Genomic DNA, 24824 nt, shown 5'->3' on the forward strand with positions numbered 1-24824 from the left:
ATCAATAGATGCTGAACGGGAAGTATTTGTTGTTGATCTTCTCGTAGGTGCCGTCGGCAACAATTTCCTTCAGAGCGGCGTTCAGCTTGTTGCGCAGTTCATTGTCACCTTTGCGCACGGCGATACCGACCTTGTCGCTTTCGTTCACCGGCTCGCCTTTGAACTCGTAGTTTTTACCGGCGTCGGACTTGAGCCAGTCGTAGTTGGCGTATTTGTCAGCCAGCAGGGCATCGACGCGGCCAGAAGTCAGGTCCAGGTAGGCGTTTTCCTGGGTGTCGTACAGGCTGACTTTGAACTTGCCGTCCATGCCGCCGTGATCGTCCAGCCAGATGGCGGCCTGGGTTGCGCGCTGGGTGCCCAGTGTCTTGCCTGCGAGCGAAGCATCATCGGTCTTGAAGTCGACGTTCTTCGGGGCAATGAACTGCTGCTTGTTCGAGTAGTACGGGTCGGTGAAGTCCACGGCCTGCTTGCGCTCGTCGGTAATCGACAGGGACGAGACGATGAAGTCGGACTTCTTCGCGTTCAGGGCTGGAATGATACCGTCCCAGTCGGAGACCACGACTTCACACTCGACCTTCATCTTGGCGCACAGGGCGTCGCCGATGTCTTTGTCGAAGCCGACCACCTGGCCGCTGGCATCCTTGTTGTTGAACGGCGGGTAGGCCGCCTCGATGCCCATTTTCAGTTTCTCGGCAGCCATGGCATTGGCCGAGAACACCAGCGTGGCGGCAGCGGCCAGGAGGAATTTCTTATAGGTCTGCATGCGTGTTGCTCCGTTAGCGGTTGCTGGACATGAATTGTTTACAACGCGCCGAGGTCGGGTTTTCGAAAACCTGCTGCGGCGTTCCTTGCTCTTCGACCAGCCCCTGGTGCAGGAAGACGACTTCGCTGGACACCTGGCGGGCAAAGCCCATTTCGTGGGTAACCAGTAGCATGGTACGGCCTTCTTCGGCGAGGGCACGGATAACGTTGAGCACTTCCTGGACCATTTCCGGGTCCAGGGCCGAAGTCGGCTCATCGAACAGAATGACTTTGGGCTTCATTGCCAGGGTGCGGGCGATGGCCGCACGCTGTTGCTGACCACCGGACAGTTCGGCCGGGTAGCTGTGACGCTTGTTGTGGATACCGACCTTGTTCAGCAGCGCTTCGGCATGCTCGATGGCCTCGGCCTTGCTCTGGCCCAGCACCCGGCGCGGCGCCTCGATGATGTTGTCGAGGATGCTCATGTGCGGCCACAGGTTGAAATTCTGGAAGACGAAGCCGATCTCGCTGCGCAGGCGATTGATCTGCTTGTTGTCGGCGGCGACCAGTTCGCCGTTTTTTGCCGCCTTGAGCCTGAGCTCTTCGCCAGCCACCAGAATCTGGCCCTGGTGCGGGTTTTCCAGCAGGTTGATGCAGCGCAGCAGAGTGGACTTGCCGGAGCCGGAGGATCCCAGGATCGAGATCACGTCGCCATCACGCGCGGTCAGCGAAATTCCCTTGAGGATTTCCTGGTCGCCGTAGCGTTTGTGCAGGTTGCGGATTTCCAGCGCGGGCGTGGCCTCAGCCATGTGCGGTCCTCATGTGTTCTGGTGCGCTCCTGCTGTTAGCGGCCTTCCTGGCGAGGCGCCAAGCTAGCATAGCGGTCCGAAGACAGCCAATAACGTCGGGAGAGGCAATCGGTTGGTGGGAGGGCGGGTGTCGCATCGCTGCAGTGGACTGTCGCGCAGATGTCCGCCTACCCTCGTTTCCAGGGCCGGAGCCTTGATGAAAAAAGGCGCGATGGTGCCAGTTTTGGCCGTTTCTGGGAAGTCGTTTCTGACCTTGTGCACAGGTTCGGGCCTTTATTTACGGCTTTGGTTGTACCTCGGGGTTGTACCTTTGTGTTCGTAGGAAGTGCATGAGGTGTTACCGGTGACGGATTGTGGTGCACCTAGGGTATTTGTAAGTGGGTATTTCAGTAATTGGCCAATTCCGCCGGTTTTTCAGGGGCTTTCGGTCAAGTCTTGGCCGAAAGACCTGTAAGCCTTGTTAAACGGGGCTGTGAGAATTTTCGAACGAACGGTCATCAGCCTGGCGCGGTAATTGCGTTATCGATCGGCAACAGGATGTAGCACTCTTTTTGAAGAGTGCGACTCGAGTAGCAGGATCAAAACGCCATTTCTCGCAAAGGTAGTTTTATGAGCGGTACGCACAATTCCAACGACCTCGCTCAGGGGCTCAAACAGCGGCATGTGACCATGCTGTCGATTGCCGGTGTCATCGGCGCCGGCCTGTTCGTCGGCTCCGGCCACGCCATCGCCGAAGCCGGCCCTGCGGTGTTGCTGGCCTACGCCGCGGCCGGAACCCTGGTGGTGCTGGTGATGCGCATGCTGGCCGAGATGGCCGTCGCCTCGCCGGATACCGGTTCGTTTTCGACGTACGCCGACAAAGCCATCGGCCACTGGGCCGGCTTTACCATCGGCTGGCTGTACTGGTGGTTCTGGGTGCTGGTGATTCCGCTTGAGGCCAACGCCGCGGCGACCATCCTGCATGCCTGGTTTCCCGATATCGGCATCTGGGTGTTTACCCTGGTGATCACCTTGCTGCTGACTGCGACCAACCTGTTCAGTGTGAAGAACTACGGTGAATTCGAGTTCTGGTTCGCATTGCTCAAGGTGGTGGCGATCATCGGCTTCATCATCCTTGGTGTTGCCGCGATCTTCGGCCTGCTGCCCAACAGCCAGGTCAGCGGCGTCAGCCACCTGTTCGACACCCAGGGCTTCATGCCCAACGGCATGGGCGCGGTGCTGGCGGCAATGCTCACCACCATGTTCTCGTTCATGGGTACCGAGATCGTCACCATCGCTGCCGCCGAGTCGAAAGACCCAGGCAAGCAGATCACCAAGGCCACCAACTCGGTGATCTGGCGGATCTTCCTGTTCTACCTCGTGTCGATCTTCGTGGTCGTGGCCCTGGTGCCGTGGACCAACAGTGACCTGGCCGAAGTCGGCTCGTACCAGACCGTGCTCAACCTGATGGGCATCCCCAACGCCAAGTTGATCGTCGACATCGTCGTGCTGATCGCCGTGACCAGTTGCCTGAACTCGGCGCTGTACACCTCCTCGCGGATGCTCTTCTCCCTGAGCAAGCGTGGCGATGCGCCGGCCATGGCCCAGCGCACCACCTCCAGCGGGACCCCGTATGTGGCGGTGGTGCTGTCGACTGCGGCGGCGTTCCTCACCGTGATCGCCAACTACCTGGCGCCTGCCCAGGTGTTCGAGTTCCTGCTGGCCAGCTCCGGCGCCATCGCCTTGCTGGTGTACCTGGTGATTGCCGTGTCGCAACTGCGCATGCGCCGTCAGCGTATGCAGCGCGGTGAGAAGATCGCCTTCAAGATGTGGTTGTTCCCGGGGCTGACCTGGGCGACGATCGCTTTCATTGTCGGCATTCTGACGGTGATGCTGATCCGTCCGGATCATCGTATCGAGATCGTCGCGACCGGCTTGTTGTCGATTGCCGTGGTCGCCGCCGGGTTGCTGGTGGCGCGCAAGCGCAAGGCCGAGGCGGCCGGGCGGGCGGTGCTGAACAACTGATGTGATGCGGGTGCAATGACAAAGGCCGCGATCGGTGAGGATCGCGGCCTTTTTTGTTCAAGCAGGAAGTAGTGTGGTGTTCTGGTTGGCCCCATCGCTGGCAAGCCAGCTCCCACAGGGACTGTGGTGGGAGCCGGTCTTGCCGGCGATGGGCTGCAGCGCAGCCCCATCCGGCTATCGCCATTGAGGGGATCAGGAGCCAGGCAAGCTGTCAGCCGAACTTCTTCTGCTGTTTGGACACCGCTTCGGAAGCTGCAATGTAGGCTTCCTGGAACTCGTCGCTCTCGAGCCAGGCCATGGAAGTGGCCTCGTCGGCGCCGTCCAGCCATTTGCGGTAGGCACTGAAGACCATGACGATGTAGTCGGTGGCATGTTCTTCCTTGTGGCCCTTGAGCACCAGGGTCAGCAGCGGGTCGACCAGGAACACCGAGATCAGCGCGACCAGGCCGGTGTCCTGGGCTTGCTTCATTTTTTCGAACAGGGCGGTATAGCTGCCCGATTCCATCGCCTTGTTGAATACCTGCTCGACGCTGGCGCTGGAGCTTTCGCCCGAGCTTTTGACCGCCTGGCCGCTACGCACCATGCGGTTCTCGCGAGCCTTGCTGGCGGCGCGCTTGGCGCGTTTCTGTTGTTTGCTGCTGGAGGCCATCGGTGAACCCTTGTGCTGAGCCGGATAAATTCTGCGTATTGAATCGCAGTTGGCCGGGAAACCCAAGTGCCGCCGACGGCCTGGAGCAAGCTCAGGCCGGTTGGGCCAGCTCGCCGCGGTCTTCCTCTTCCAGCACACGCGCGGCGCGGTCTACCAGCAGCGGGTCAGGCTGGTGGGCGACGCTCAGGTCCTTGCCGGGGTAGTCCAGCGAGTGCAGGAAGTGGCGGATGCAGTTGATCCGCGCGCGCTTCTTGTCGTCGGACTTGATTACCGTCCACGGGGCATCGGCGGTGTCGGTGTGGAAGAACATCGCCTCCTTGGCGGCGGTGTATTCATCCCACTTGTCCAGCGACTTGATGTCGATCGGCGACAGCTTCCAGTGTTTGAGCGGGTCGTCGCGACGGGAGATGAAACGGCGCAACTGCTCTTCGCGGTTCACCGAGAACCAGTACTTGAACAGCAGGATGCCGCTGTTGCACAGCATGCGCTCGAGCTCCGGCGCCTGGCGCATGAACTCCAGGTATTGCAGCGGCGAGCAGAAGTCCATGACCCGCTCGACCCCGGCGCGGTTGTACCAGGAGCGGTCGAAGAAGACCATTTCACCGGCCGTGGGCAGGTGCTGGACATAGCGCTGGAAGTACCACTGGCCTTTCTCCTGCTCGGAAGGCTTCTCCAGGGCGACGATTCGCGCGCCGCGCGGGTTCAGGTGCTCCATGAAGCGCTTGATGGTGCCGCCCTTGCCGGCGGCGTCACGGCCCTCGAACAGCACGACGATGCGCTGGCCGGTTTCCTTGACCCAGCTTTGCACCTTGAGCAACTCGATCTGCAGTTCATGCTTGGCCTTTTCGTACTCGGCGCGGCGCATGCGGTTGCGGTACGGATAACTGGCCGGCAGCTTGGCCGAGGCGCTGTCTTCGTTGGAGCCACGTGGCGCCGAGGCGACTTTCAAAGCGGCTGGTTGTTGGCTGATGGCGCTGATTTCGGCTTCGGCAGCGGCGCTTGCTGCAGGCTTGCGTGGGGTACGTGGACGGCGTGGGCGGGTGCTGGCAACTTTGCGTGCCGGGCTTGGGCTGGTGCTCGCAGATGTTTCAGCGGTAGGTGAGGGCAGGGGCAGGGCAGTGGATTCTTCGCTCATGGGGAGGCCTGTTGGTTCCTTCTAATATCCTCAGAGCATTTTATCGGGGCAGGCCAGGGGCATATTGACGGTGGTCAACAGCCCTTGGCATAGCGCCATCAGTACCAGTATTTCGGGTAGCTGTTGGCCTGGCGCGCATTGTTCAGGCACCAGGCCACGGCAACGATCACCAGCGAGCCTGCAAGCACCGGGGTCACCACGAAGCTCAGTGGTGCATGGCTGGCGATCACTACCAGCGGGTTGGCCCCGGCTGGCGCGTGCAGGGTGCGGGTCTGCTGCATGGCGGCCAGCGCCAGGCCGACGGCCAGGGCTGCGCTCCACCAGCTGTCGCCGAGGGTATGCAGCACTGCCAGGCCCACCAGGGTGGCAATCACGTGCCCGCCGATGATGTTGCGCGGCTGCGCCAGCGGCGAGTCGGGCATGCCGAAGGCCAGCACGCAGCTGGCGCCAAACGGCGCCATCAACCACAAGGCACCGGACACCTGGCTGAGCCAGCCGGTGGCGCCGATCGCCAGGGCCGCGCCAATCAGTGACAACAGGCTGAAGTGCAGGGAGGGGGCGGCGGGCGCCTTGGATTTGAACGGCATGGGCACAGTCTCCAGGTGGGCAATTTGCGCCGAGGATACCGATCGGTTTACCTGTAAGTCAACCGATCGGTATACACTGCTCGTAATTGTCCTGATCGAAGGTGTGGCATGAGTACGTCCGAGAAAATCGCCGAGTCGGCGCTGCAACTGTTCTACCGCCAGGGTTACCACGGCACCGGGGTCGAGCAGTTGAGCCAGGAGGCCGGGGTAACCAAGAAGACCCTGTACCGGCATTTCCCCAGCAAGGAGCTGTTGATCGAGGCAGCACTGGAGCGGCGCGATCACGATTTCATGGTGCGCCTGGAAAGCGCTCTGGCGGCCGTTGAGGCAAAAGCGCGGCCGTTGGCCTATATCGACTTTATTGAGGCCTGGGCGCGCTCTGAAGACTTCCACGGTTGTGCCTTCATCAACGCGTCAGCCGAATACGCCGGGTCGGCCGAACCGCCCCATGTGCTGGCCAGGTTGCACAAGCACAAGGTCATGGCCGCACTTGAACAGGCCTGCCGGGAGGCTGGGTGCAAGCAGCCGGCTGCGGCGGGGCAGCTGTTTCTGATCGGCGAGGGGTTGATCGTGGCGTCGCAGGTCGGCGGGGTGCAGGTGCTGCTGTTCGAGGCGGCGCGGTCGATGGTGGCTGTGCTGGCCTAGCGCAGCATCCCGCAGATCTGATTGCCTTCGTAACCATGGATGATCGGCGCGAGGATCATCATCGGGCCGCAGGCGTACATGGGCGAGCTGATGGTCTGCCTGGCGTTGAACAGCACGACCTGGTCGCCATCGATGTCCGGGCCGTAGGCCACTTCGCTGTAGGTCTTGCACACCGGCAGTAGCAAAGGCACCGGCACGACCACTGCCCAGAGGGTGACGCCGCACCATTCGCGGGTGACGTCGGATTTCTCCGATTTGCTGACCTTGGGGGTGATGTTCTTCAGGCGCAGGATGCGATGGGCCGAGGTGGGATAGGTCTGTTTTTCCGGCAGCACGACGGTGGCGCCGACACAGCCGGTCAGGCTCAGAAGTATGGCGACGACAACGGCAATCGATTTCATCCCTGGCTCCGATGTGCTCGCGGCATTTCCGTGCGCGAGAAAGCCTGCGTTCGCTGATAAATCGCAGGCATGAAAAAAGCCCCAAGGAATCACTTCGCTTGGGGCTTTTCGGTATTAGTGGTGCCCAGAGACGGAATCGAACCGCCGACACGGGGATTTTCAATCCCCTGCTCTACCGACTGAGCTATCTGGGCAACGGGGCGCATTAAAAGGGTTTTTCGGATTTACGTCAACGACTTTTTGAAAATTTTTTAAATTAATTCCGTCGCTTACGATTTTCCGGGGTTATTCGCTAGGTGGAACGTAGCCTTCGGCCTTCTCGTAATCCTGACCGGAGAAGAACTTGTCCATCTCGCCCTGGAGGAATTTGCGGTCCTCGGCGTTCATCATGTTCAGGCGCTTCTCGTTGATCAGCATGGTCTGTTCTTTCTGCCAGTCGGCCCAAGCTTGCTGCGAGATGTTCTCGAAGATGTCCTGGCCCTTGGCGCCCGGGTAGGGGGCACGATCCAGGCCTGGCATTTCTTTATGGTACTTGCGGCACATTACGGTGCGGGTCATCGCGACTCTCCTGTAAGCAATACGTCGGCCGCGCGTTTAAGCAGTTTTTTCACCGGGGCGGCAAGGCCCAGGCGCGGCGGGGTGGCGAGGTTATACCAGAGCCAGTCGGCCTCGGCCACGTGGTCGGTGGCGGTATCGACGCGCACCAGCCAGGGTTCGATGGTCAGCTGGAAATGGCTGAAGGTGTGGGTCAGGCCGTCCAGCGCCTGGCTGCCGGCCAGGCTCAGGCCGTGCTGGTCGGCCAGGTCGTCGATCTGTTCGAGGTTGTCCAGCTCCGGCAGGCTCCACAGCCCGCCCCAGAGGCCGCTGGAAGGCCGCCGGTAAAGCAGGATGGCGCCTTCGTGGTTGGCCAGCAGCGGCATCAGCGTGCGCTTTTGCGGCAGCTCCTTGCGCGGCTTGGGCACCGGGTAGCGGATTTCCTGGCCGAGCAGGTGCGCCTCGCAACCGACCTTGAGCGGGCACAGCAGGCAACTGGGCTTGCTGCGGGTGCACAGGGTGGCGCCCAGGTCCATCATCGCCTGGGTGTAGTGATTTACCCGGCTGTGCGGGGTATAGCGCTCGGCGTTGGCCCATAGCATCTTGGCCACTTTCGGCTCGCCGGGGTAACCCTCTTGCGCGGTATAGCGGGCCAGCACGCGCTTGACGTTGCCGTCGAGGATCGGCGCACGCAGGCCCATGCTGATGCTGGCAATGGCGCCGGCGGTGGACAGGCCAATGCCCGGCAGGTCGGTGAGCTTCTCGACATCGCGGGGGAACTCGCCACCGTATTGCTCGACGACGATCTTCGCGGTCTTTTGCAGGTTGCGCGCCCGGGTGTAGTAACCCAGGCCCGTCCACAGGTGCAGCACTTCGTCCTCGGGGGCTTCGGCCAGGGCCTGGACCGTCGGCAGCGCCTGCATGAAACGGTCGAAGTAGTTGAGCACGGTGCTCACCTGGGTCTGCTGCAGCATGATCTCCGAAACCCACACCCGATACGGGGTGATGCCCTGTTGCCAGGGCAGGTCGTGGCGACCGTTACGGTCGTACCACTCCAGCACGGCGCTGGAAAACTGCTCGGGGCTCATCGCTTGAACAACCCCTTGAGCGCGTCCTTGAGCTCCGGGCTGACCTTGTCACCGAGCTTCTCGTCGATCTTCTCGCTGAGTTTTTCGCTGACCTTGTCGCCGGCAAGCTTGGCCGCGACCTTGCCCAGGCCGTCTTTATCCAGGCGGCAGGCCTTGGCACCCAGCTCCAGCGGGCCGCGGCAGCGCAGCGGCAGTTCGAGGCCGACATAGCGCTCGCCCACCTGGCAGGCCGGGTCGGGCATATCGCGCTTGTCGCCTTCGACGATCACGCCAATGCGGTAGTCCATGCCCAGCACGCGCAGGTCGAGATCGCCCTGGCCATTGACGGTCAGGCCGGGAATCCGCGCCTTGAGGTCAGGGTTGCTGGCCACGCCGTTACGCATTACCAGGCTGCCCTTGAGCTCCTGGAACGGGGTGTCCTTGCCGCGTGGTTCGCCGCTCAGCGTCTTGCGGTTGAGGGTGGCGATGGCCTGGCACAGCTGCTGCTCGAGGTTGGCGTTGACCAGGATGCCGTCGTTGATGACGAAGCTGGCGTTGCCGTTGAGGGTGTCGACCAGGGCCTTCTGGCTGTTGCCGGTGGCGGTCAGGTCGCTGTTCAGGGTCAGCAGGCCCTTGACCGGTGCAGTGCCGGTTTCGCTCTTGATGAAGTGCTCGACCGGTACCCGGTTGATGCGGGTGTTGAGGCCGATCTGCGGCACTGCCGGGCGCACGTCGAGGGTGCCCTTGCTTTCGAAGTCGCCGTTGTACAGGCCACCGCGCAGGGTTTCCAGAGTGATCAGGCCACCCTGGCCCTGGGCCTTGAGGTGGGCGTTTGCGATCGGCAGCTTGTCCAGGGTCAGCTGAGCAAAAGTCAGATCGGCTTGCAGGTCGACTTTGCGCAGGCGATCAACCGGCAGCAGCTTGTCGTTGCTCCAGGCCACCTGGGTTGGCGCGTCGGGCAGCGGCGTGGTGCCGGCACCGGCCAGGGCGCCAGCTTCTTTGCTCTGCACTTCGGCCTGGCGCGCGGCCTTGGCGCCTTTGGCCGCATCGCTCTTGGCCAGCAGGTAGCGGTCGGCGTCGAACTTGTCGGCCTTGAGCTGCACGCGCAGGGCTTGCTTGGCGAAGTCTTCGACGGCCAGGCGACCGCTGAAGGTGCTGTCGTCGAGTTTAATCGCCAGGTCTTCCAGGGCCAGGCTGTTCGGTGTGCCTTGCAAACGGGTGACCAGCTCGACTTTGCTCAGGGTGCTGGGGTCGGCCGAAACCGGCAGCGGGTGGCCGATGCTGTCGAGGAAGTTGCGCAGGTCGAACTGGGCAATCGACAGGCCGCCGCTCAGCTGTGGCGTTTTGTCGAGGTCGCGCAGGTTCAGCTCGCCAAGGGCGCGCAACTGGTTGGCCGAGAGCTTGAGGCCGTTCCATTCGGCGACGTTGGCTGCCAGATCAACCAGCAACTGGCCCTGGGCGGCGAAGGTCATGGTCTTGCCTTGCAGCGGTTCGCCCGAGGCTTCGCCGCTGAGCTTCATGTCTTCGAACTGGTAGCGCTTGAGCCGCCGATCGAAGCGCAGTTCGCCGTTAAGCTCGGTGCGCGCCTTGATCACCGGCTGGCCGGAGCTGAGGAAGGCGGTCATCTTCAGCGGGATGTTCACCCCTTCATGCACCGCGCCGGTGCTCAGCTGGATGCTTTCGGCGCCGAAGCTCTGGCCGCTGCGGGCATCGTTGTACTGCACGCGGGCGTTATTGACGGTCAGGCTGTCGATGTCGAGCTTGATCGGGCGCTCGCTGGCGCTGTCGGTGCTGGCTTGTGCGGCGGCGTCGGCAGGCGTGGTGCCGGCGCCTTCGGCCGGGGCCGGGGTAGCGGCAGGCAGGGGCTTGCCGATGTCTTCCCAGTTGCCGTGGCCTTTTTCGTCGCGGCTCAGGGTCAGGTTCAGGCCCTCGACGCGCACGTCGCTCATCTGCACTTCACGGCGCAGCAAGGGCAGCACGCGTACCGACAGGCCGAGCATCTGCAGGTCGGCAAACGGCACTTTCGGGTTGTTCAGGGTGGCGATGCTGGCTTCATGCAGCTCAAGGCCCAGCCACGGGAACAGGCTCCAGCCGATGTCGCCATTGAGCGTCAGCTCGACGTGGGCCTTGTCGCGTGCCAGCTGGCGAATCTCGTCTTTGTAGTCGTTGGGATCGAAGAGGTGGGTCAGGGCGAAGCCCAGAGCCACAATGATCAGCAACAACCCGAGAAGCACCAGCCCCAGGATTTTGCCGAACGCTTTCATGGGCGAGTCCTTGTAGTCCGATTTCTAAATTCAGCCGCAGAGTATAGCGCTGCGGTTATCACCGCTGGGTGATATGGGGCGAAGGTTTAGTCCTGCAAACGTGTCGGATTCGACAGCAGAGGGCCTGACAGTTCCTTGCCGGGGAGATCAGTTGTTGAACAAACGACGGTATCAGTTTGCGCTCAGTGGCCACGGCAAATGCTACTCTCTCGCCGCTCTCAGGCCCTGCTGCGGCTATTTGTCGCGCAAAAGGGCCGTTCGCCAATAAAAACGACCAGTTGCCAGAGGGCCAAGGTCGAGGGCGGTGAGCGCTTCATACCTACGAGGGGAACACAACAATGAGCAGCAGCATCACGGCCGGCGCCATAGCGAGCGCGCCCGGTTTCCTGTCCAAGGAGCGGATCATCGCCCGTCCGGGCTTCAACCGGTGGCTGGTGCCGCCAGCGGCCCTGGCCATTCACCTGTGCATCGGCATGGCCTACGGTTTTTCGGTGTTCTGGTTGCCGCTGTCGCAGGCCATCGGTATCAGTGCGCCGGTTGTCTGCTCGGAAGAAACCAACTTCCTGATGCGCATGTTTACCACCGGGTGTGACTGGCCGATCTCGATGCTCAGCTGGATCTACACGTTGTTCTTCGTCTTCCTCGGCTGTTCGGCGGCCATCTGGGGCGGCTGGCTGGAACACGCCGGGCCGCGCAAGGCCGGGGTGGTGTCGACCCTGTGCTGGTGCGGCGGCCTGTTGATTTCCGCTCTCGGCGTCTATACCCACCAGCTGTGGCTGATGTGGCTGGGCTCCGGGGTGATTGGCGGTATCGGCCTGGGGCTTGGTTACATTTCGCCGGTCTCGACCCTGATCAAGTGGTTCCCGGACAAACGCGGCATGGCCACCGGCATGGCGATCATGGGCTTTGGCGGCGGCGCCATGGTCGGTGCGCCGCTGGCGGCAGCCTTGATGAACCACTTTGCCACTCCCGGCGACGTCGGCGTCTGGCAGAGCTTCGTGGTGATGGCGCTGATCTACTTCGTGTTCATGCTCGGCGGCGCCCTGGCCTATCGCGTGCCGCCCACCGGCTGGAAACCTGGAGGCTGGTCCGCACCGCTGAAAAAAGCCAACAACGCGATGATCACTCATCGTCATGTGCACGTCAGTGTGGCATGGAAAACTCCGCAGTTTGTGCTGATCTGGCTGGTTTTGTGCCTGAACGTGTCGGCGGGTATCGGCATTCTCGGCATGGCCTCGCCGCTGTTGCAGGAAGTCTTTGCCGGCAAGTTGCTGGGCAATGACCTGGGCTTCAGTCAGCTCAACACTGCGCAACTGGGCCAGATCGCGGCGATTGCAGCAGGTTTTACCGGCTTGCTCAGCCTGTTCAACATTGGCGGGCGCTTCTTCTGGGCGTCGTTCTCCGACTATATCGGGCGCAAGAACACCTATTTCGCCTTCTTCGCCCTGGGCGTGGCCCTGTATGCGCTGGTGCCGAACATGGGCCATCTGGGCAACATCGCCCTGTTCGTGGCGGCGTTCTGCATCATCCTGTCGATGTATGGCGGTGGCTTTGCGACGGTGCCGGCGTACCTGGCCGACCTGTTCGGCACGCAGATGGTCGGCGCCATTCACGGTCGCCTGCTGACCGCCTGGGCCGCAGCCGGGGTGCTGGGGCCGGTGCTGATCACCTACCTGCGCGAGTACCAGCTGGAACTGGGCGTGCCGCGGGCGGCGGCCTATGACATCACCCTGTACATCCTCGCCGGGTTGCTGGTGCTGGGCTTTGTCTGCAATGCGCTGGTACGGCCGGTGGCCGACAAGTACTTCATGACCGATGCCGAGCTTGCTGCCGAGCGGGCCCTGAGCCATGACCAGGGCAGCGCCAGCGAGCGCGCGCTGGAGTGGCAGGCTGATCCGGCCAGCAGGCCGCTGGTGCTGGCGGCCTGGCTGGTGGTTGTGGTGCCGCTGGCCTGGGGGATCTGGGTGACGCTGCAGAAGACGGCGGTGTTGTTCAATTAGGCCTGCTGCGCAGGCCATCGCCGGCAAGGCCGGCTCCCACAAGATCTTCATGCACTGACCCTTGTGGGAGCTGGCTTTGCCAGCGATGGGCCGTACAGCGGCCCGACTAAATTCCCTGCCACGCGTCATCTGCGTTTCAAGCCGGGCGCTTCTGGGCCTATAATGATCACCTTTTTCGCCCAATGATTTTGCGGAGCTGGTGATGGTCGAACGTAAGGCTTCCGTCGAGCGCAATACTCTGGAGACCCAGATCAAGGCCTCGATCAACCTGGATGGCAGCGGCAAGGCCCGATTCGATATCGGTGTGCCTTTCCTTGAACATATGCTCGACCAGATCGCCCGACATGGGCTGATCGACCTCGATATCGAGTGCAAGGGCGACCTGCATATCGACGATCACCATACCGTCGAAGACGTCGGTATCACCCTGGGCCAGGCCTTCAACCAGGCCATCGGCGACAAGAAGGGCATCCGCCGCTACGGCCATGCCTACGTGCCGCTGGACGAAGCGCTGTCGCGGGTGGTCATCGACTTCTCCGGCCGCCCGGGCCTGCAGATGCACGTACCGTATACCCGCGCGTCGGTCGGTGGCTTCGATGTCGACCTGTTCCAGGAGTTCTTCCAGGGCTTCGTCAACCACGCCAACGTCACCCTGCACATCGACAACCTGCGTGGGCACAACACCCACCACCAGATCGAGACCGTGTTCAAGGCCTTCGGCCGCGCGCTGCGCATGGCCATCGAGCTGGATGAGCGCATGGCCGGGCAGATGCCATCGACCAAGGGTTGCCTGTAATGCAGACGGTTGCCGTTATCGACTATGGCATGGGTAACCTGCACTCGGTGGCCAAGGCCCTCGAGCACGTAGGCGCCGGCAAGGTCCTGATCACCAGCGACGCCGACGTGATTCGCGAAGCGGATCGCGTGGTGTTCCCGGGCGTCGGCGCGATCCGCGATTGCATGGCTGAAATCCGCCGCCTGGGCTTCGACAGCCTGGTGCGTGAAGTCAGCCAGGACCGTCCGTTCCTTGGCATCTGCGTTGGCATGCAAGCCTTGCTCGATCACAGCGAAGAGAACGACGGCGTCGACTGCATCGGCCTGTTCCCGGGCAATGTGCGCTTCTTCGGCAAAGACCTGCACGAAGACGGCGAGCACCTGAAGGTGCCGCACATGGGCTGGAACGAAGTCGTCCAGAGCATCGACCACCCGCTGTGGCACAACATCCCCGAGCGTGCGCGCTTCTACTTCGTGCACAGCTACTACATCACCGCCGGCAAGCCGGGCCAGGTGGTGGGTAGCGGTCACTACGGCGTCGACTTTGCCGCAGCGCTGGCCGAAGGCTCGCGCTTTGCCGTGCAGTTCCACCCGGAGAAGAGCCATACCCATGGCCTGCAGCTGCTGCAGAACTTCGCCGCCTGGGACGGGCGCTGGTAATGGGCAAGTCCAGGGCCAAGCCGCCGATCCTCACACTGGCGCCGGAACAGGAACGCGAAGCGCTCGATACCCTCAAGCGCTTTCTCGAAGACCGTTTCGAGCTGCAGCTGGGGTCGTTCGAGGTGGCCGAGGTCCTGGAGCTGTTCACCAAAGAGATTGCCCCGCACTACTACAACAGGGCGATTTTCGATGTGCAGAACCACCTCAAGGAACGGTTCGAAAGCATTGAAAGCGACCTGTGGGCGCTCGAGAAGAACTGACTTTTCGAGCATCACTGTTTACCGAATAGACAGGTTTTGCAGATGCTGATTATCCCCGCTATCGATCTCAAGGACGGTGCTTGCGTACGCCTGCGCCAGGGCCGCATGGAAGACTCCACGGTATTCTCCGACGACCCGGTGAGCATGGCCGCCAAATGGGTTGAAGGGGGCTGCCGCCGGCTGCATCTGGTTGACCTCAACGGCGCCTTCGAAGGCCAGCCGGTCAACGGTGAAGTGGTCACCGCGATTGCCAAGCGCTACCCGACCCTGCCGATCCAGATCGGTGGCGGCATCCGTTCGCTGGAAACCATCGAGCACTACGTCAAGGCCGGCGTCAGCTACGTGATCATCGGTACCAAGGCGGTCAAGGAGCCAGAGTTCGTTGCCGAAGCCTGCCGCGCCTTCCCGGGCAAAGTGATCGTGGGCCTGGATGCCAAAGACGGCTTCGTCGCCACCGACGGCTGGGCTGAAGTCAGCTCGGTGCAGGTCATCGACCTGGCCAAGCGTTTCGAAGCCGACGGCGTCTCGGCCATCGTCTACACCGACATCGCCAAAGACGGCATGATGCAGGGCTGCAACGTGCCGTTCACCGCAGCTCTGGCCGCTGCCACCAAGATCCCGGTAATCGCCTCCGGCGGTATCCACAACCTCGGTGATATCAAGGCCCTGCTCGACGCCAAGGCGCCGGGCATTATCGGTGCGATCACCGGCCGCGCCATCTACGAAGGCACCCTGGATGTCGCCGAGGCGCAAGCCTTCTGTGACGCCTATTCGGTTAGCTCCAAGTCTTAAGCTGCAAGCTGCAAGTTTAAAGCGCGACCGAGTCGCCCTTTCTTGCAGCTTGAAGCTTGAAGCTTGCAACTCGAGGACTACCTATGGCTTTAGCCAAACGCATAATTCCCTGCCTCGACGTCGACAACGGCCGGGTGGTCAAGGGCGTCAAGTTCGAGAACATCCGCGATGCCGGCGACCCGGTGGAAATCGCCCGGCGCTACGATGAACAGGGTGCTGACGAGATTACTTTCCTCGACATCACCGCCAGCGTCGATGGCCGTGACACCACCCTGCATACCGTCGAGCGCATGGCCAGCCAGGTGTTTATCCCGCTGACCGTAGGCGGCGGCGTGCGTAGCGTGCAGGACATCCGCAACCTGCTCAATGCCGGTGCCGACAAGGTCTCGATCAACACCGCCGCGGTGTTCAACCCGGAGTTCGTTGGCGAAGCTGCCGCGCACTTCGGTTCGCAGTGCATCGTGGTAGCCATTGATGCCAAGAAGGTCTCAGGCCCGGGTGAAACCCCGCGCTGGGAGATCTTCACCCACGGCGGACGCAAGCCTACCGGCCTGGACGCAGTGGAGTGGGCGAAGAAGATGGAAGGCCTGGGGGCCGGCGAGATCCTGCTGACCAGCATGGACCAGGACGGCATGAAGAATGGCTTTGACCTGGGTGTAACCCGGGCCATCAGCGATGCCTTGGGTATTCCGGTGATTGCTTCCGGAGGTGTGGGTAACCTGCAGCACCTGGCCGACGGGATTATCGAAGGTCATGCCAGCGCAGTGCTGGCGGCGAGTATCTTCCACTTCGGTGAGTACACGGTGCCTGAGGCCAAGGCGTTCATGGCCAGGCAGGGTATCGTCGTTCGCTGAGGCTTTGTGGGAGCCGGCGTTGCCGGCGATGCTATCAGCGCGGTGTCCTGTGCACCGCGTCGTCTGCATCGCTGGCAACGCCAGCTCCCACAAGTGCCCCGCGATAGCGTTCAACCCAGGTTCTTGCCCAGCAGCGCGTGGTACAGCTCGCTGTCACCGAGAATCCCCACCACGGTATTGCCTTCCTGAAGCACCAGCTTGTTGCCGGTCTGGTAACGGATCTGCAGGGCTTCGCGCATGCCGATTTTGGCATCGACCAGGGTCGGTTTGCGGCCCAGGCCTTCCACGGCTTGACCCGGTGCCCAGTTCTGCAGGTCCATGCCGTTGGCACCCTGGCGCGCACCCTTGATGGTGTTGCCTTCGGCCAGGTCGAGCCAGGAATCACCGCCCGGGTCCAGGCACACCGAACCGTTGATGCGCTTGCACTTGTCCAGGGTGCGCATCAGGCTGCGGCCACAGAGCACGTTGAGCGGGTTAGTGTGGGCGACGAAGGTGCGCACGTAATCGTCGGCCGGGTTGAGGACGATCTCTTCCGGCTTGCTGTACTGGATGATCTTGCCGTCTTTCATGATCGCAATGCGGCTGCCGAGCTTCAGTGCCTCGTCCAGGTCGTGGCTGACGAAGACGATGGTCTTGTTCAGCTTGCGTTGCAGTTCCAGCAGCTCGTCCTGCAGGCCTTGCCGGATCAGCGGGTCGAGGGCCGAGAAGGGTTCGTCCATCAGCAGGATGTCGGCATCCATGGCCAGCGCCCGGGCCAGGCCGACCCGTTGCTGCATGCCGCCTGACAACTCGTCAGGCTTCTTGTTGCGCCACTGGGTCAGGCCCACCAGCTCGAGTTTCTCGTCGACCAGCTTGCGCCGTTCCTTCTCTGGGCGGCCCTGCATTTCCAGGCCGAAGCTGATGTTCTCGCGCACCGTCAACCAGGGCATCAGGGCGAACTTCTGGAACACCATGGCGATGCGCTTGGTGCGCATCATCTTCAGTTCCACCGGGGTGCAGTGGGCGATGTCGATATGCGAGCCTTCATGCTCGACGAACAGCTTGCCGCGGCTGACGGTGTTGAGGCCGTTGATGCAACGCAGCAGGCTGGATTTGCCTGAACCGGACAGGCCCATCAATACGCAGATCTCGCCCTTGTTGATGTCCAGGTTGGCTTTTTCGACCCCGACCACCAGGCCGGTCTGCTTCAGGATCTGTTCGCGTGAAAGGCCCTGATCGAGCAGGCTCAGGGCCTCGCGCGGTCGGCTGGAGAAGATAACGTCTACGTCTTCGAAGCGAATAATGCTCATGCTTCACTCCTTACCGGCGCGTCGGGTTGTTTGCAGATACGGTCGAGCATGATCGCCAGCAACACGATCGCCAGACCCGCTTCGAAGCCCAGAGCGATATCGGCAGTGTTCAATGCGTTGACCACGGGTTTGCCCAGGCCATCGGCACCCACCAGCGCGGCAATCACCACCATCGACAGCGACAGCATGATGCATTGGGTGACGCCGGCGGCGATGCTCGGCATGGCGTGGGGCAGTTCGATGCGCGACAGCAGCTGGCGGCGTGAGCAACCGAAGGCCTTGCCGGCGTCGAGCAGTTCCTGGGGTACATCACAGATACCCAGGTAGGTCAGGCGGATTGGCGCAGCGATGGCGAACACCACCGTCGAGATCAGTCCGGGGACCACCCCCAGACCGAACAGGGTCAGGGTCGGGATCAGGTAAACGAAGGTAGGTACCGTCTGCATCAGGTCGAGGACCGGGCGCATGGCGGTGTAGAACATCGGTTTGTGTGCGGCGAGGATGCCCAGCGGCACGCCGATGGCCACGCAGACCAGGGTGGCAAACAGCACCTGGGCCAGGGTCTCCATGGTCTCCTGCCAGTAGCCGAGGTTGAGGATCAGCAGGAATGACAGTACGCAGAATGCGGTCAGCGCCCATTTGCGCTGGATCAGGTGCGCGATCACTGCAACCAGGCCGATCAGGACGAAGGGATTGAACCAGGTCAGTGCCCCGGTCACGCCATGAATCATATATTCCAGTGCTGCCGCGAAGGCATCGAAGTAGTTGGCGCCGTGTTGCGTCAACCATTCAACGAAGCCTGCGATGTACTGGCCCAGAGGGAGTTTTTCATCGATCAGCATGATAGCGAGCGTCCACCTGCAAAAGTTTGAAGACAGCCTGCGGCGGGGCCAGCCCGCCGCAGGCAGTGCTTACTGCGTGAGTTTGGCTTTGGCTGCCTCCAGGCCAGGCTTGCCGTCAACGGTGGTAACCCCGGCCAGCCAGGTGTCGAGCACCTGCGGGTTCTTCTTCAGCCAGGCCTTGGCTGCAGCGTCGGGTTTCATCTTGTCGTCCAGGACGTTGCCCATCAGGGTGCTTTCCATGTCGAGGGTAAAGGACAGGTTCTTCAGCAACTGGCCGACGTTGCTGCATTCCTGCACATAGCCCTTGCGGGTGTTGGTGAGGACGGTGGCCTTGCCATATTCGGGGCCGAAGAAGTCATCGCCGCCGTCCAGGTATTTCATTTTGAAGCGGGTGTTCATCGGGTGTGGTTCCCAGCCCAGGAACACCACATCGGTGCCGCGGCGGGCGGCGCGATCAACCTGCGAGAGCATGCCGGCCTCGCTGGATTCGACCACCTTGAAGCCGGCGTCCTTGAGGCCGAAGGCGTTCTTGTCGATCATGCTCTGGATGGTGCGGTTGCCGTCGTTACCCGGCTCGATGCCGTAGATCTTGCCGTCCAGTTCCTTCTTGAACTTGGCAATGTCGGCGAAGTTCTTCAGGCCCTTGTCATACAGCGCCTGGGGCACGGCCAGGGTGTACTTGGCGTTCTCCAGGTTGGCCCGTACGGTTTCCACGGTGCCGGCATCACGGTACTGCTTGATGTCGTTTTCCATGGTCGGCATCCAGTTGCCGAGGAACACGTCCATGTTCTTGCCATCGGCCAGCGACTTGTAGGTCACCGGTACCGAAATCATCGTGGTCTTGGTCTTGTAGCCCAGCGACTGGAGCACGACGCTGGTGACCGCGGTGGTCACGGTGATGTCGGTCCAGCCGACATCGGAGAAGTTGACGGTCTGGCACTGCTCGGGCTCGGCGGCCTGGGCCAGCACCGGCAGACTCAGCACTGCGGCCAGCAATAGCGAGGGTGAACCTTTCATTCGATGGACTCCTGGGTTTTTTTCTCGGATGTCCCACGGGACCGCCGTGCTTTATGGTTTGCATTCGGTCGGGCCTGACTATCGGGCGATAGCGGGACGGCTGCCGTGCAATCGAGTCGATACCGATCATCTAACAGCGAAAATCAAACGCCTACAGGGTGCGTCGTATCCAGTACAGACAGGGTCGCATCCAGTGTCGATGAGGTCGTTTACAGCTTTATCCCACCCTGTAAACGCAGTTTCGGCACCTCTGCACCGCAAAAAAACGGCGCACAAGCGCGGCTGACAGCTGGCGGCGTTGCTGGGCAAGAACGCGTCGGTTGCAGACGTCAGAGGTCCTGGCAAAAGCCTGATGATGCGCGGAATCGGCGGATTGCCGCCTAATCAGCGTAGCAGTTGCGGCGCCCTTGGCTTGGGCTGCGGGGCTGCACATTCAGGCTGTACATTCAGGAGGTAGGTGGCATGGCCATCAGTGTGTTCGACCTGTTCAAGATCGGCGTTGGCCCATCCAGTTCCCATACCGTCGGGCCCATGCGCGCCGCAGCACTGTTCGTCCAGGGCCTGCGCGAGCGCGGCGAGCTTGCGCAGGTGCGGCGCATCGAAGTACGCCTGTACGGCTCGCTGTCGGCCACCGGTATTGGCCATGGCAGCGACAACGCGGTGATCATGGGCTTGATGGGTGAATGGCCGGACGCCATCGACCCCTCGCAGATTGGCCCACGCATCAACGCCCTGCGCGAAACAGACACCTTGCTGCTCGACGGCCGGTTCGAGGTCGGCTTCGTCTGGGCCCGCGACATGCTGCTGCTCGACGAGAACCTGCCGTATCACCCCAACGCCATGACCCTGACCGCCGAAGGCGCCGCTGGCGAGCTGCACCGCGATACCTATTACTCGGTGGGCGGCGGCTTTGTCGTCGATGCAGCCCAGGCTGCCAGCGGCGTGCTGGACGCCGACAACACCGTGTTGCCCTACGATTTCAACAGTGCCGTGGAACTGCTTGAGTTGTGCAAGCAAAACGACCTGCGGGTGTCGCAATTGATGCTGGAAAACGAAAAGGTCTGGCGCAGCGAGGCAGAGATTCGCGCCGGGCTTTTGAAGCTGTGGCATGCCATGCAGGCCTGTGTCGAAAACGGCCTCAAGTACGAAGGCGTCCTGCCTGGCGGGCTCAATGTGAAACGCCGCGCGGCCAAGTTGCACCGCAGCCTGCAGGAGCTGAACAAGCCCAACGTGATCGGCTCGACCCTGAGCGCCATGGAGTGGGTCAACCTCTATGCCCTGGCGGTCAACGAAGAGAACGCCGCCGGCGGGCGCATGGTCACCGCGCCGACCAATGGCGCGGCGGGGATCATTCCGGCGGTGCTGCACTATTACATGCGTTTTAGCGACGAAGTCAGCGAGGCCAATGTCGTCGACTTCTTCCTCGGTGCTGCAGCGGTGGGCATCCTGTGCAAGAAGAACGCTTCGATCTCCGGTGCCGAAGTCGGTTGCCAGGGTGAAGTCGGTTCGGCCTGTGCCATGGCTGCGGCCGGTCTTGCCGAAGTGCTCGGGGCCACCCCTGGGCAACTGGAAAACGCCGCCGAGATTGGTCTTGAGCACAACCTCGGGCTGACCTGCGACCCGGTCGGCGGGCTGGTGCAGGTGCCGTGCATCGAGCGCAATGCGATTGCCGCGGTCAAGGCGATCAATGCGGCGCAGATGGCCCTGCGCGGTGATGGCGAGCATTTCATCTCCCTCGACCGGGTGATCCGCACCATGCGCGATACCGGCGCCGATATGCACGACAAGTACAAGGAAACTTCGCGCGGTGGCCTGGCGGTCAGCGCCATTGAATGTTGAAACGTTGAGGTGGCCTGCGCCGTTTTCGTTCGCCCTTGGCCTGCGCGCTGCCTTTTGGCGCGCTGGCCCATCTCACCTCAAGTAACCCGCTGTTACCCCGGCGCCTGACGCCTTGGGTGACAGTTGCCCATGTCGTTTCTGGGCATCCTTCACACAAGTGCTACCGAATTGCTCACGCGTCCTACAGACCGGCACTAGGTCGGTCGTTTGCGTTTATAAGCGTGCCTGGGAACAAGGGCTGTATAGACGCTGCGCGACGTCGTTTTTGGGTTTTATTGAATGGCCATTCAATTTCAGGCATGGCAATTGCGTTGTGATTGGCAAAGCCCCTGCATCCGAATCGGGGCCGTGACAAAAAAGCCCGTGCCTGCCTGAGGCACAACCTGCATTGTGTGAGGAGATACCGCGATGACGTCGTACAACTCCGGGACCCCAACCCAGAACCGCACGCCCCAATCCATCGGCTTTCTGCTGCTGGACAATTTCACGCTGATTTCCCTGGCTTCCGCTGTTGAGCCGCTGCGCATGGCCAACCAGCTGTCCGGCCGCGAGCTGTACCGCTGGAGCACCTTGAGCGTGGACGGCGGCCAGGTGTGGGCCAGCGACGGCTTGCAGATCACCCCCGATGCAGCAATGCACAAGGCACCGGCCATGGACACCGTGATTGTCTGCGGCGGCATTGGCATCCAGCGCACCGTGACCCGCGAGCACGTCACCTGGCTGCAAAGCCAGGCGCGTCAGTCCCGTCGCCTGGGTGCGGTGTGCACCGGCAGCTGGGCCCTGGCCTGTGCCGGTCTGCTCGATGGCTTCGATTGCAGCGTGCACTGGGAATGCCTGGCGGCGATGCAGGAAGCCTTCCCGCGGGTGAGCATGAGTACCCGTTTGTTCACCCTCGACCGTAACCGCTTCACCAGCTCTGGCGGTACTGCGCCGCTGGACATGATGCTGCACCTGATCAGCCGTGATCATGGCCGCGAGCTGTCGGCGGCGATCTCCGAGATGTTCGTCTACGAGCGCATCCGCAACGAACAGGATCACCAGCGCGTGCCGCTCAAGCACATGCTTGGCACCAACCAGCCGAAGCTGCAGGAAATCGTCGCGCTGATGGAGGCCAACCTGGAAGAGCCGATCGATCTGGACGAACTCGCGGTTTATGTGGCGGTGTCGCGGCGCCAGCTCGAGCGCCTGTTCCAGAAGTACCTGCACTGCTCGCCATCGCGCTACTACCTGAAGCTGCGCCTGATTCGCGCCCGGCAATTGCTCAAGCAGACGCCGATGTCGATCATCGAAGTGGCTTCGGTGTGCGGCTTTGTCTCTACGCCGCATTTCTCCAAGTGCTACCGCGAGTACTTCGGTATTCCGCCGCGTGACGAGCGTGTGGGCTCCAACACTGCGCAGCAGGTGGCGATGATGCCGATCCCGCAGGCGCTGGTGCTGTCGCCGCTGGCCGGGCCGATGTCGGCATTGAGCCAGGCGCGTAACGAGTCGACGTTTGCCAGTGTGAGGCTCTGATTCCGAGCTGAATCAATCGCTGGCAAGCCAGCTCCCACAGGTCCGGTGCATGCCGATCCTGTGGGAGCTGGCTTGCCAGCGATGGGGTCAGCCGCGATTGCTGTTGAACTGCGCCAACGCCGGCAACAGCTGCTTTTCGATGGCCTGGCGCACGGCGGGCAGAATGGTCGCATTGCCTCTGTACATCTGCTCGACCATGCCCTTTAACGCTTTGGCCCGGGGCTCATTCAAACCGCGCACTGCACAGTCGCAGGCCTGCTCGGCACTGGCATCTGTCGGCATCTCGAAACCCAGCGCGCGCAGCTGGCCCAGCAGGTCGTCCTGATCAATCAAATCCGCATGCATCATGGCTGTTGTCCTTGTTTGCAGGTGTGATCGTCTTCGATTCTGTGGGCGCCGAGGCACTGCGGCAAGGGCAGATTGTCGCAATGGCCGCTTTACCTAAGCACAGGTCGTTTTCGGGCAAATCGACGGGGAGGGGAGGCTGCACACTGGGGCCATGCACAGAAAAGGAAGGTTTGGTCACCCTCCGCTTGAAGCATGTTCATGCTCGCTCTTGGCCCCGGTTGCTTCACGGCTTGCCGGGGTTATTTTTTGCCTTTGGATCGGTGCTGGATTCATCGCTGGCAAGCCAGCTCCCACAGGGATCACCGCCGCTTCTGTGGGAGCTGGCTTGCCAGCGATAGGGCGATTACGTTGGCAACCCGATCACCCGGCCAACAAACTCGGCCGCCGGCAGATCAACCTGCTCATCCACGATCCCCTGCAACCGCTCCATCACCCCGGGCGCAAACGGCGCCGACCTTGGTCCCGCCAGGTCCACATGCAACAGCATCTGCTCACTGGCCGCCAACGCCTCGTCAAAGCCTTCGCGATGCAGGCTGTGATACAGGTGCAGGCGCTTGCGGTCGAAGCCGATGATCTGGGTCTGCACCCACACCTGGGTACCGAGCTTCACTTCGTGCAGGTAGTTGAGGTGGCACTCCAGGGTGAACAGCGAGTTGCCGCTGGCGCTGCGGTTGTCGCTGTCCAGGCCGATGCGATCCATGAAGGCGTCGGTGGCGTAGCTGAAGATCAGCAGGTAGAAGGCATCGCGCAGATGCCCGTTGTAGTCGACCCAGTCCGCCTGGACCGGGGTTTGGTAGGTGATCAATGCGGGCATCGCTGCACTCCGGTCAGTCGCTGAAGGCCATGCCGTGCTTGGCCTTGGTGGTTTTTACCGCATCCAGCACGGCCAGCAGGCAATCATCGCGATAGCGCTCCAGCGAGCTGATGCTGCGTTCGCCCAGTTGTTCGCTGGTGCCCTCGACCACGGCGTCGATCAGCCCGTCGGTCAGCTGCGGCGCTGGCAGGTAAGTCCAGGGCAGTTGCAGCGCCGGGCCGAACTGGGCCATGAAGTGGCGCATTCCGGCATCGCCACCGGCCAGGGTATAGGTAAGGAAGGTGCCCATGAACGACCAGCGCAAACCCGCACCGAAACGAATGGCGTCGTCGATTTCACCGGTGGTTGCCACGCCGTCGTTGACCAGGTGCAGAGCCTCGCGCCAGAGCGCTTCGAGCAGGCGGTCGGCGATAAAGCCGGGCACTTCCTTGCGCACGTGCAAGGGGCGCATGCCGAGGCTGGTGTAGACGGTTTTTGCCGCTTCGATTGCCTCGGGCGCGGTCTTGTTGCTGCCGACGATTTCCACCAGCGGCAGCAGGTACACCGGGTTGAACGGGTGGCCGACCACGCAGCGCTCGGGATGGGTCGAGGACTCGTAGAATTCGCTGGGCAACAGCCCCGAAGTGCTGGAACCGATCAGCGCGTTGGGCTTGGCCGCAGCGCTGATCTTGCTGTGCAGGTCAAGCTTGAGGTCCAGGCGCTCGGGTGCGCTTTCCTGGATGAAATCGGCATCGCGCACGCATTCCTCGATAGTTGCCACAAAGCGCAGGCGCTGCTGTGATGCGCCGGGCGCCAGGCCCTGTTTCTCCAGGGCTGGCCAGGCGTTGGCGATACGCTTGCGCAAGGCCGCTTCGGCGCCGGGAGCCGGGTCCCAGGCTACCACGTCCAGGCCATGGGCCAGGGCGCGGGCCACCCAGCCGCTGCCGATTACGCCGCTGCCCAGGGCTGCAAAGGTCTTGATCTCGGTGATAAAGCTCATCGGTTTCT

Annotated in this window: 25 protein-coding genes and 1 tRNA gene; 10 read left to right on the plus strand and 16 right to left on the minus strand. The window is 62.1% G+C overall.

The window, feature by feature from the left end:
• Nucleotide 1 precedes the first annotated feature (1 nt).
• Together ABM562_RS15005 and ABM562_RS15010 are read right to left on the minus strand one after the other, a co-directional pair.
• Nucleotides 2-763 (minus strand): ABC transporter substrate-binding protein, encoded by a 762-nt coding sequence (locus ABM562_RS15005; protein WP_038998280.1) that lies wholly within the window; start codon nucleotides 761-763, stop codon nucleotides 2-4.
• A 13-nt stretch (nucleotides 764-776) separates the two neighbouring features.
• Nucleotides 777-1550: an ABC transporter ATP-binding protein gene (locus ABM562_RS15010; protein WP_038998282.1), complete on the minus strand. Its 774-nt coding sequence runs from the start codon at nucleotides 1548-1550 to the stop codon at nucleotides 777-779.
• 609 nt (nucleotides 1551-2159) lie between these two features.
• Here ABM562_RS15010 and gabP point away from each other — a divergent pair.
• Entirely contained in the window at nucleotides 2160-3554 is a 1395-nt protein-coding gene (gabP, locus tag ABM562_RS15015; protein ID WP_258595238.1) for a GABA permease, read from the plus strand.
• A 211-nt stretch (nucleotides 3555-3765) separates the two neighbouring features.
• Here the strand turns inward: gabP and ABM562_RS15020 are convergent, their stop codons facing one another.
• The 3 genes from ABM562_RS15020 to ABM562_RS15030 all read right to left on the minus strand — a co-directional run bounded on the left by ABM562_RS15020 (nucleotide 3766) and on the right by ABM562_RS15030 (nucleotide 5925).
• Nucleotides 3766-4203 carry a hypothetical protein gene (locus ABM562_RS15020; protein ID WP_038998284.1) on the minus strand — a complete coding sequence of 146 codons (438 nt, stop codon included), beginning with the start codon at nucleotides 4201-4203 and terminating at the stop codon, nucleotides 3766-3768.
• A gap of 91 nt (nucleotides 4204-4294) precedes the next feature.
• A complete protein-coding gene (ppk2, locus tag ABM562_RS15025; protein WP_038998286.1) occupies nucleotides 4295-5338 on the minus strand; it encodes a polyphosphate kinase 2 in 1044 nt (347 codons plus the stop codon).
• Between the two features lie 98 nt (nucleotides 5339-5436).
• Nucleotides 5437-5925, minus strand: a complete 489-nt coding sequence (locus ABM562_RS15030; protein ID WP_038998287.1) for an HPP family protein — start codon at nucleotides 5923-5925, stop codon at nucleotides 5437-5439.
• A gap of 108 nt (nucleotides 5926-6033) precedes the next feature.
• Here ABM562_RS15030 and ABM562_RS15035 point away from each other — a divergent pair, with 108 nt between their 5' ends.
• On the plus strand, nucleotides 6034-6570 hold the full coding sequence (locus ABM562_RS15035; RefSeq protein WP_460422480.1) for a TetR/AcrR family transcriptional regulator: 537 nt from the start codon (nucleotides 6034-6036) through the stop codon (nucleotides 6568-6570).
• Here ABM562_RS15035 and ABM562_RS15040 read toward each other — a convergent pair.
• From ABM562_RS15040 to ABM562_RS15060, 5 genes are all read right to left on the minus strand, one after another.
• Complete coding sequence (locus ABM562_RS15040) at nucleotides 6567-6971, minus strand: hypothetical protein (RefSeq protein ID WP_258578511.1); 405 nt, start codon at nucleotides 6969-6971, stop codon at nucleotides 6567-6569. The two genes, ABM562_RS15035 and ABM562_RS15040, sit on opposite strands and share 4 nt — an antisense overlap.
• A gap of 118 nt (nucleotides 6972-7089) precedes the next feature.
• A tRNA-Phe gene (locus tag ABM562_RS15045) sits at nucleotides 7090-7165 on the minus strand.
• Nucleotides 7166-7256: 91 nt separating this feature from the next.
• Nucleotides 7257-7529: an oxidative damage protection protein gene (locus ABM562_RS15050; protein WP_115084908.1), complete on the minus strand. Its 273-nt coding sequence runs from the start codon at nucleotides 7527-7529 to the stop codon at nucleotides 7257-7259.
• On the minus strand, nucleotides 7526-8593 hold the full coding sequence (mutY, locus tag ABM562_RS15055; protein ID WP_115084909.1) for an A/G-specific adenine glycosylase: 1068 nt from the start codon (nucleotides 8591-8593) through the stop codon (nucleotides 7526-7528). The genes ABM562_RS15050 and mutY overlap by 4 nt, the downstream gene beginning before the upstream one ends.
• Entirely contained in the window at nucleotides 8590-10836 is a 2247-nt protein-coding gene (locus ABM562_RS15060; protein WP_134064755.1) for an AsmA family protein, read from the minus strand. The genes mutY and ABM562_RS15060 overlap by 4 nt, the downstream gene beginning before the upstream one ends.
• Before the next feature lie 338 nt (nucleotides 10837-11174).
• On the opposite strand from ABM562_RS15060, the gene ABM562_RS15065 reads away from it, so the two are divergent.
• The 6 genes from ABM562_RS15065 to hisF all read left to right on the plus strand — a co-directional run bounded on the left by ABM562_RS15065 (nucleotide 11175) and on the right by hisF (nucleotide 16176).
• Nucleotides 11175-12836, plus strand: a complete 1662-nt coding sequence (locus ABM562_RS15065) for an OFA family MFS transporter (protein ID WP_115084911.1) — start codon at nucleotides 11175-11177, stop codon at nucleotides 12834-12836.
• Between the two features lie 202 nt (nucleotides 12837-13038).
• Entirely contained in the window at nucleotides 13039-13632 is a 594-nt protein-coding gene (hisB, locus tag ABM562_RS15070) for an imidazoleglycerol-phosphate dehydratase HisB (RefSeq protein ID WP_028942262.1), read from the plus strand.
• Nucleotides 13632-14270, plus strand: coding sequence for an imidazole glycerol phosphate synthase subunit HisH (gene hisH / locus ABM562_RS15075; protein ID WP_115084912.1), 639 nt, complete (start codon nucleotides 13632-13634; stop codon nucleotides 14268-14270). The genes hisB and hisH overlap by 1 nt, the downstream gene beginning before the upstream one ends.
• Entirely contained in the window at nucleotides 14270-14530 is a 261-nt protein-coding gene (locus ABM562_RS15080) for a DUF2164 domain-containing protein (RefSeq protein ID WP_010221322.1), read from the plus strand. Before hisH ends, ABM562_RS15080 begins: the two co-directional genes overlap by 1 nt.
• A 42-nt stretch (nucleotides 14531-14572) precedes the next feature.
• The gene (gene hisA, locus ABM562_RS15085) at nucleotides 14573-15322 is read left to right on the plus strand and encodes a 1-(5-phosphoribosyl)-5-[(5-phosphoribosylamino)methylideneamino]imidazole-4-carboxamide isomerase (RefSeq protein WP_460422484.1); all 750 of its coding nucleotides are present in this window, start codon (nucleotides 14573-14575) and stop codon (nucleotides 15320-15322) included.
• Nucleotides 15323-15405: 83 nt separating this feature from the next.
• A complete protein-coding gene (gene hisF, locus ABM562_RS15090) occupies nucleotides 15406-16176 on the plus strand; it encodes an imidazole glycerol phosphate synthase subunit HisF (RefSeq protein WP_115084914.1) in 771 nt (256 codons plus the stop codon).
• A gap of 110 nt (nucleotides 16177-16286) precedes the next feature.
• On the opposite strand, the gene choV is transcribed toward hisF, so the two are convergent.
• The 3 genes from choV to ABM562_RS15105 all read right to left on the minus strand — a co-directional run bounded on the left by choV (nucleotide 16287) and on the right by ABM562_RS15105 (nucleotide 19324).
• Nucleotides 16287-17465, minus strand: a complete 1179-nt coding sequence (choV, locus tag ABM562_RS15095; RefSeq protein WP_115084915.1) for a choline ABC transporter ATP-binding protein — start codon at nucleotides 17463-17465, stop codon at nucleotides 16287-16289.
• Nucleotides 17462-18310, minus strand: a complete 849-nt coding sequence (choW, locus tag ABM562_RS15100) for a choline ABC transporter permease subunit (RefSeq protein WP_177414816.1) — start codon at nucleotides 18308-18310, stop codon at nucleotides 17462-17464. The genes choV and choW overlap by 4 nt, the downstream gene beginning before the upstream one ends.
• 66 nt (nucleotides 18311-18376) lie before the next feature.
• Entirely contained in the window at nucleotides 18377-19324 is a 948-nt protein-coding gene (locus ABM562_RS15105; protein WP_460422486.1) for a choline ABC transporter substrate-binding protein, read from the minus strand.
• Nucleotides 19325-19786: 462 nt separating this feature from the next.
• Between ABM562_RS15105 and ABM562_RS15110 the strand changes: the two genes are divergently transcribed.
• Nucleotides 19787-21163 carry an L-serine ammonia-lyase gene (locus ABM562_RS15110; RefSeq protein ID WP_134061227.1) on the plus strand — a complete coding sequence of 459 codons (1377 nt, stop codon included), beginning with the start codon at nucleotides 19787-19789 and terminating at the stop codon, nucleotides 21161-21163.
• A gap of 408 nt (nucleotides 21164-21571) precedes the next feature.
• Nucleotides 21572-22675 carry a choline metabolism transcriptional regulator GbdR gene (gbdR, locus tag ABM562_RS15115; protein WP_028942254.1) on the plus strand — a complete coding sequence of 368 codons (1104 nt, stop codon included), beginning with the start codon at nucleotides 21572-21574 and terminating at the stop codon, nucleotides 22673-22675.
• 87 nt (nucleotides 22676-22762) lie between these two features.
• Here the strand turns inward: gbdR and ABM562_RS15120 are convergent, their stop codons facing one another.
• The 3 genes from ABM562_RS15120 to ABM562_RS15130 all read right to left on the minus strand — a co-directional run bounded on the left by ABM562_RS15120 (nucleotide 22763) and on the right by ABM562_RS15130 (nucleotide 24816).
• Entirely contained in the window at nucleotides 22763-23023 is a 261-nt protein-coding gene (locus ABM562_RS15120) for a hypothetical protein (protein ID WP_115084919.1), read from the minus strand.
• A 343-nt stretch (nucleotides 23024-23366) separates the two neighbouring features.
• Complete coding sequence (locus ABM562_RS15125; protein WP_115084920.1) at nucleotides 23367-23837, minus strand: thioesterase family protein; 471 nt, start codon at nucleotides 23835-23837, stop codon at nucleotides 23367-23369.
• A 13-nt stretch (nucleotides 23838-23850) separates the two neighbouring features.
• Nucleotides 23851-24816, minus strand: coding sequence for an L-carnitine dehydrogenase (locus ABM562_RS15130; protein ID WP_460422489.1), 966 nt, complete (start codon nucleotides 24814-24816; stop codon nucleotides 23851-23853).
• Nucleotides 24817-24824: the final 8 nt, after the last annotated feature.

The sequence above is a fragment of the Pseudomonas sp. ZL2 genome (assembly GCF_054788455.1).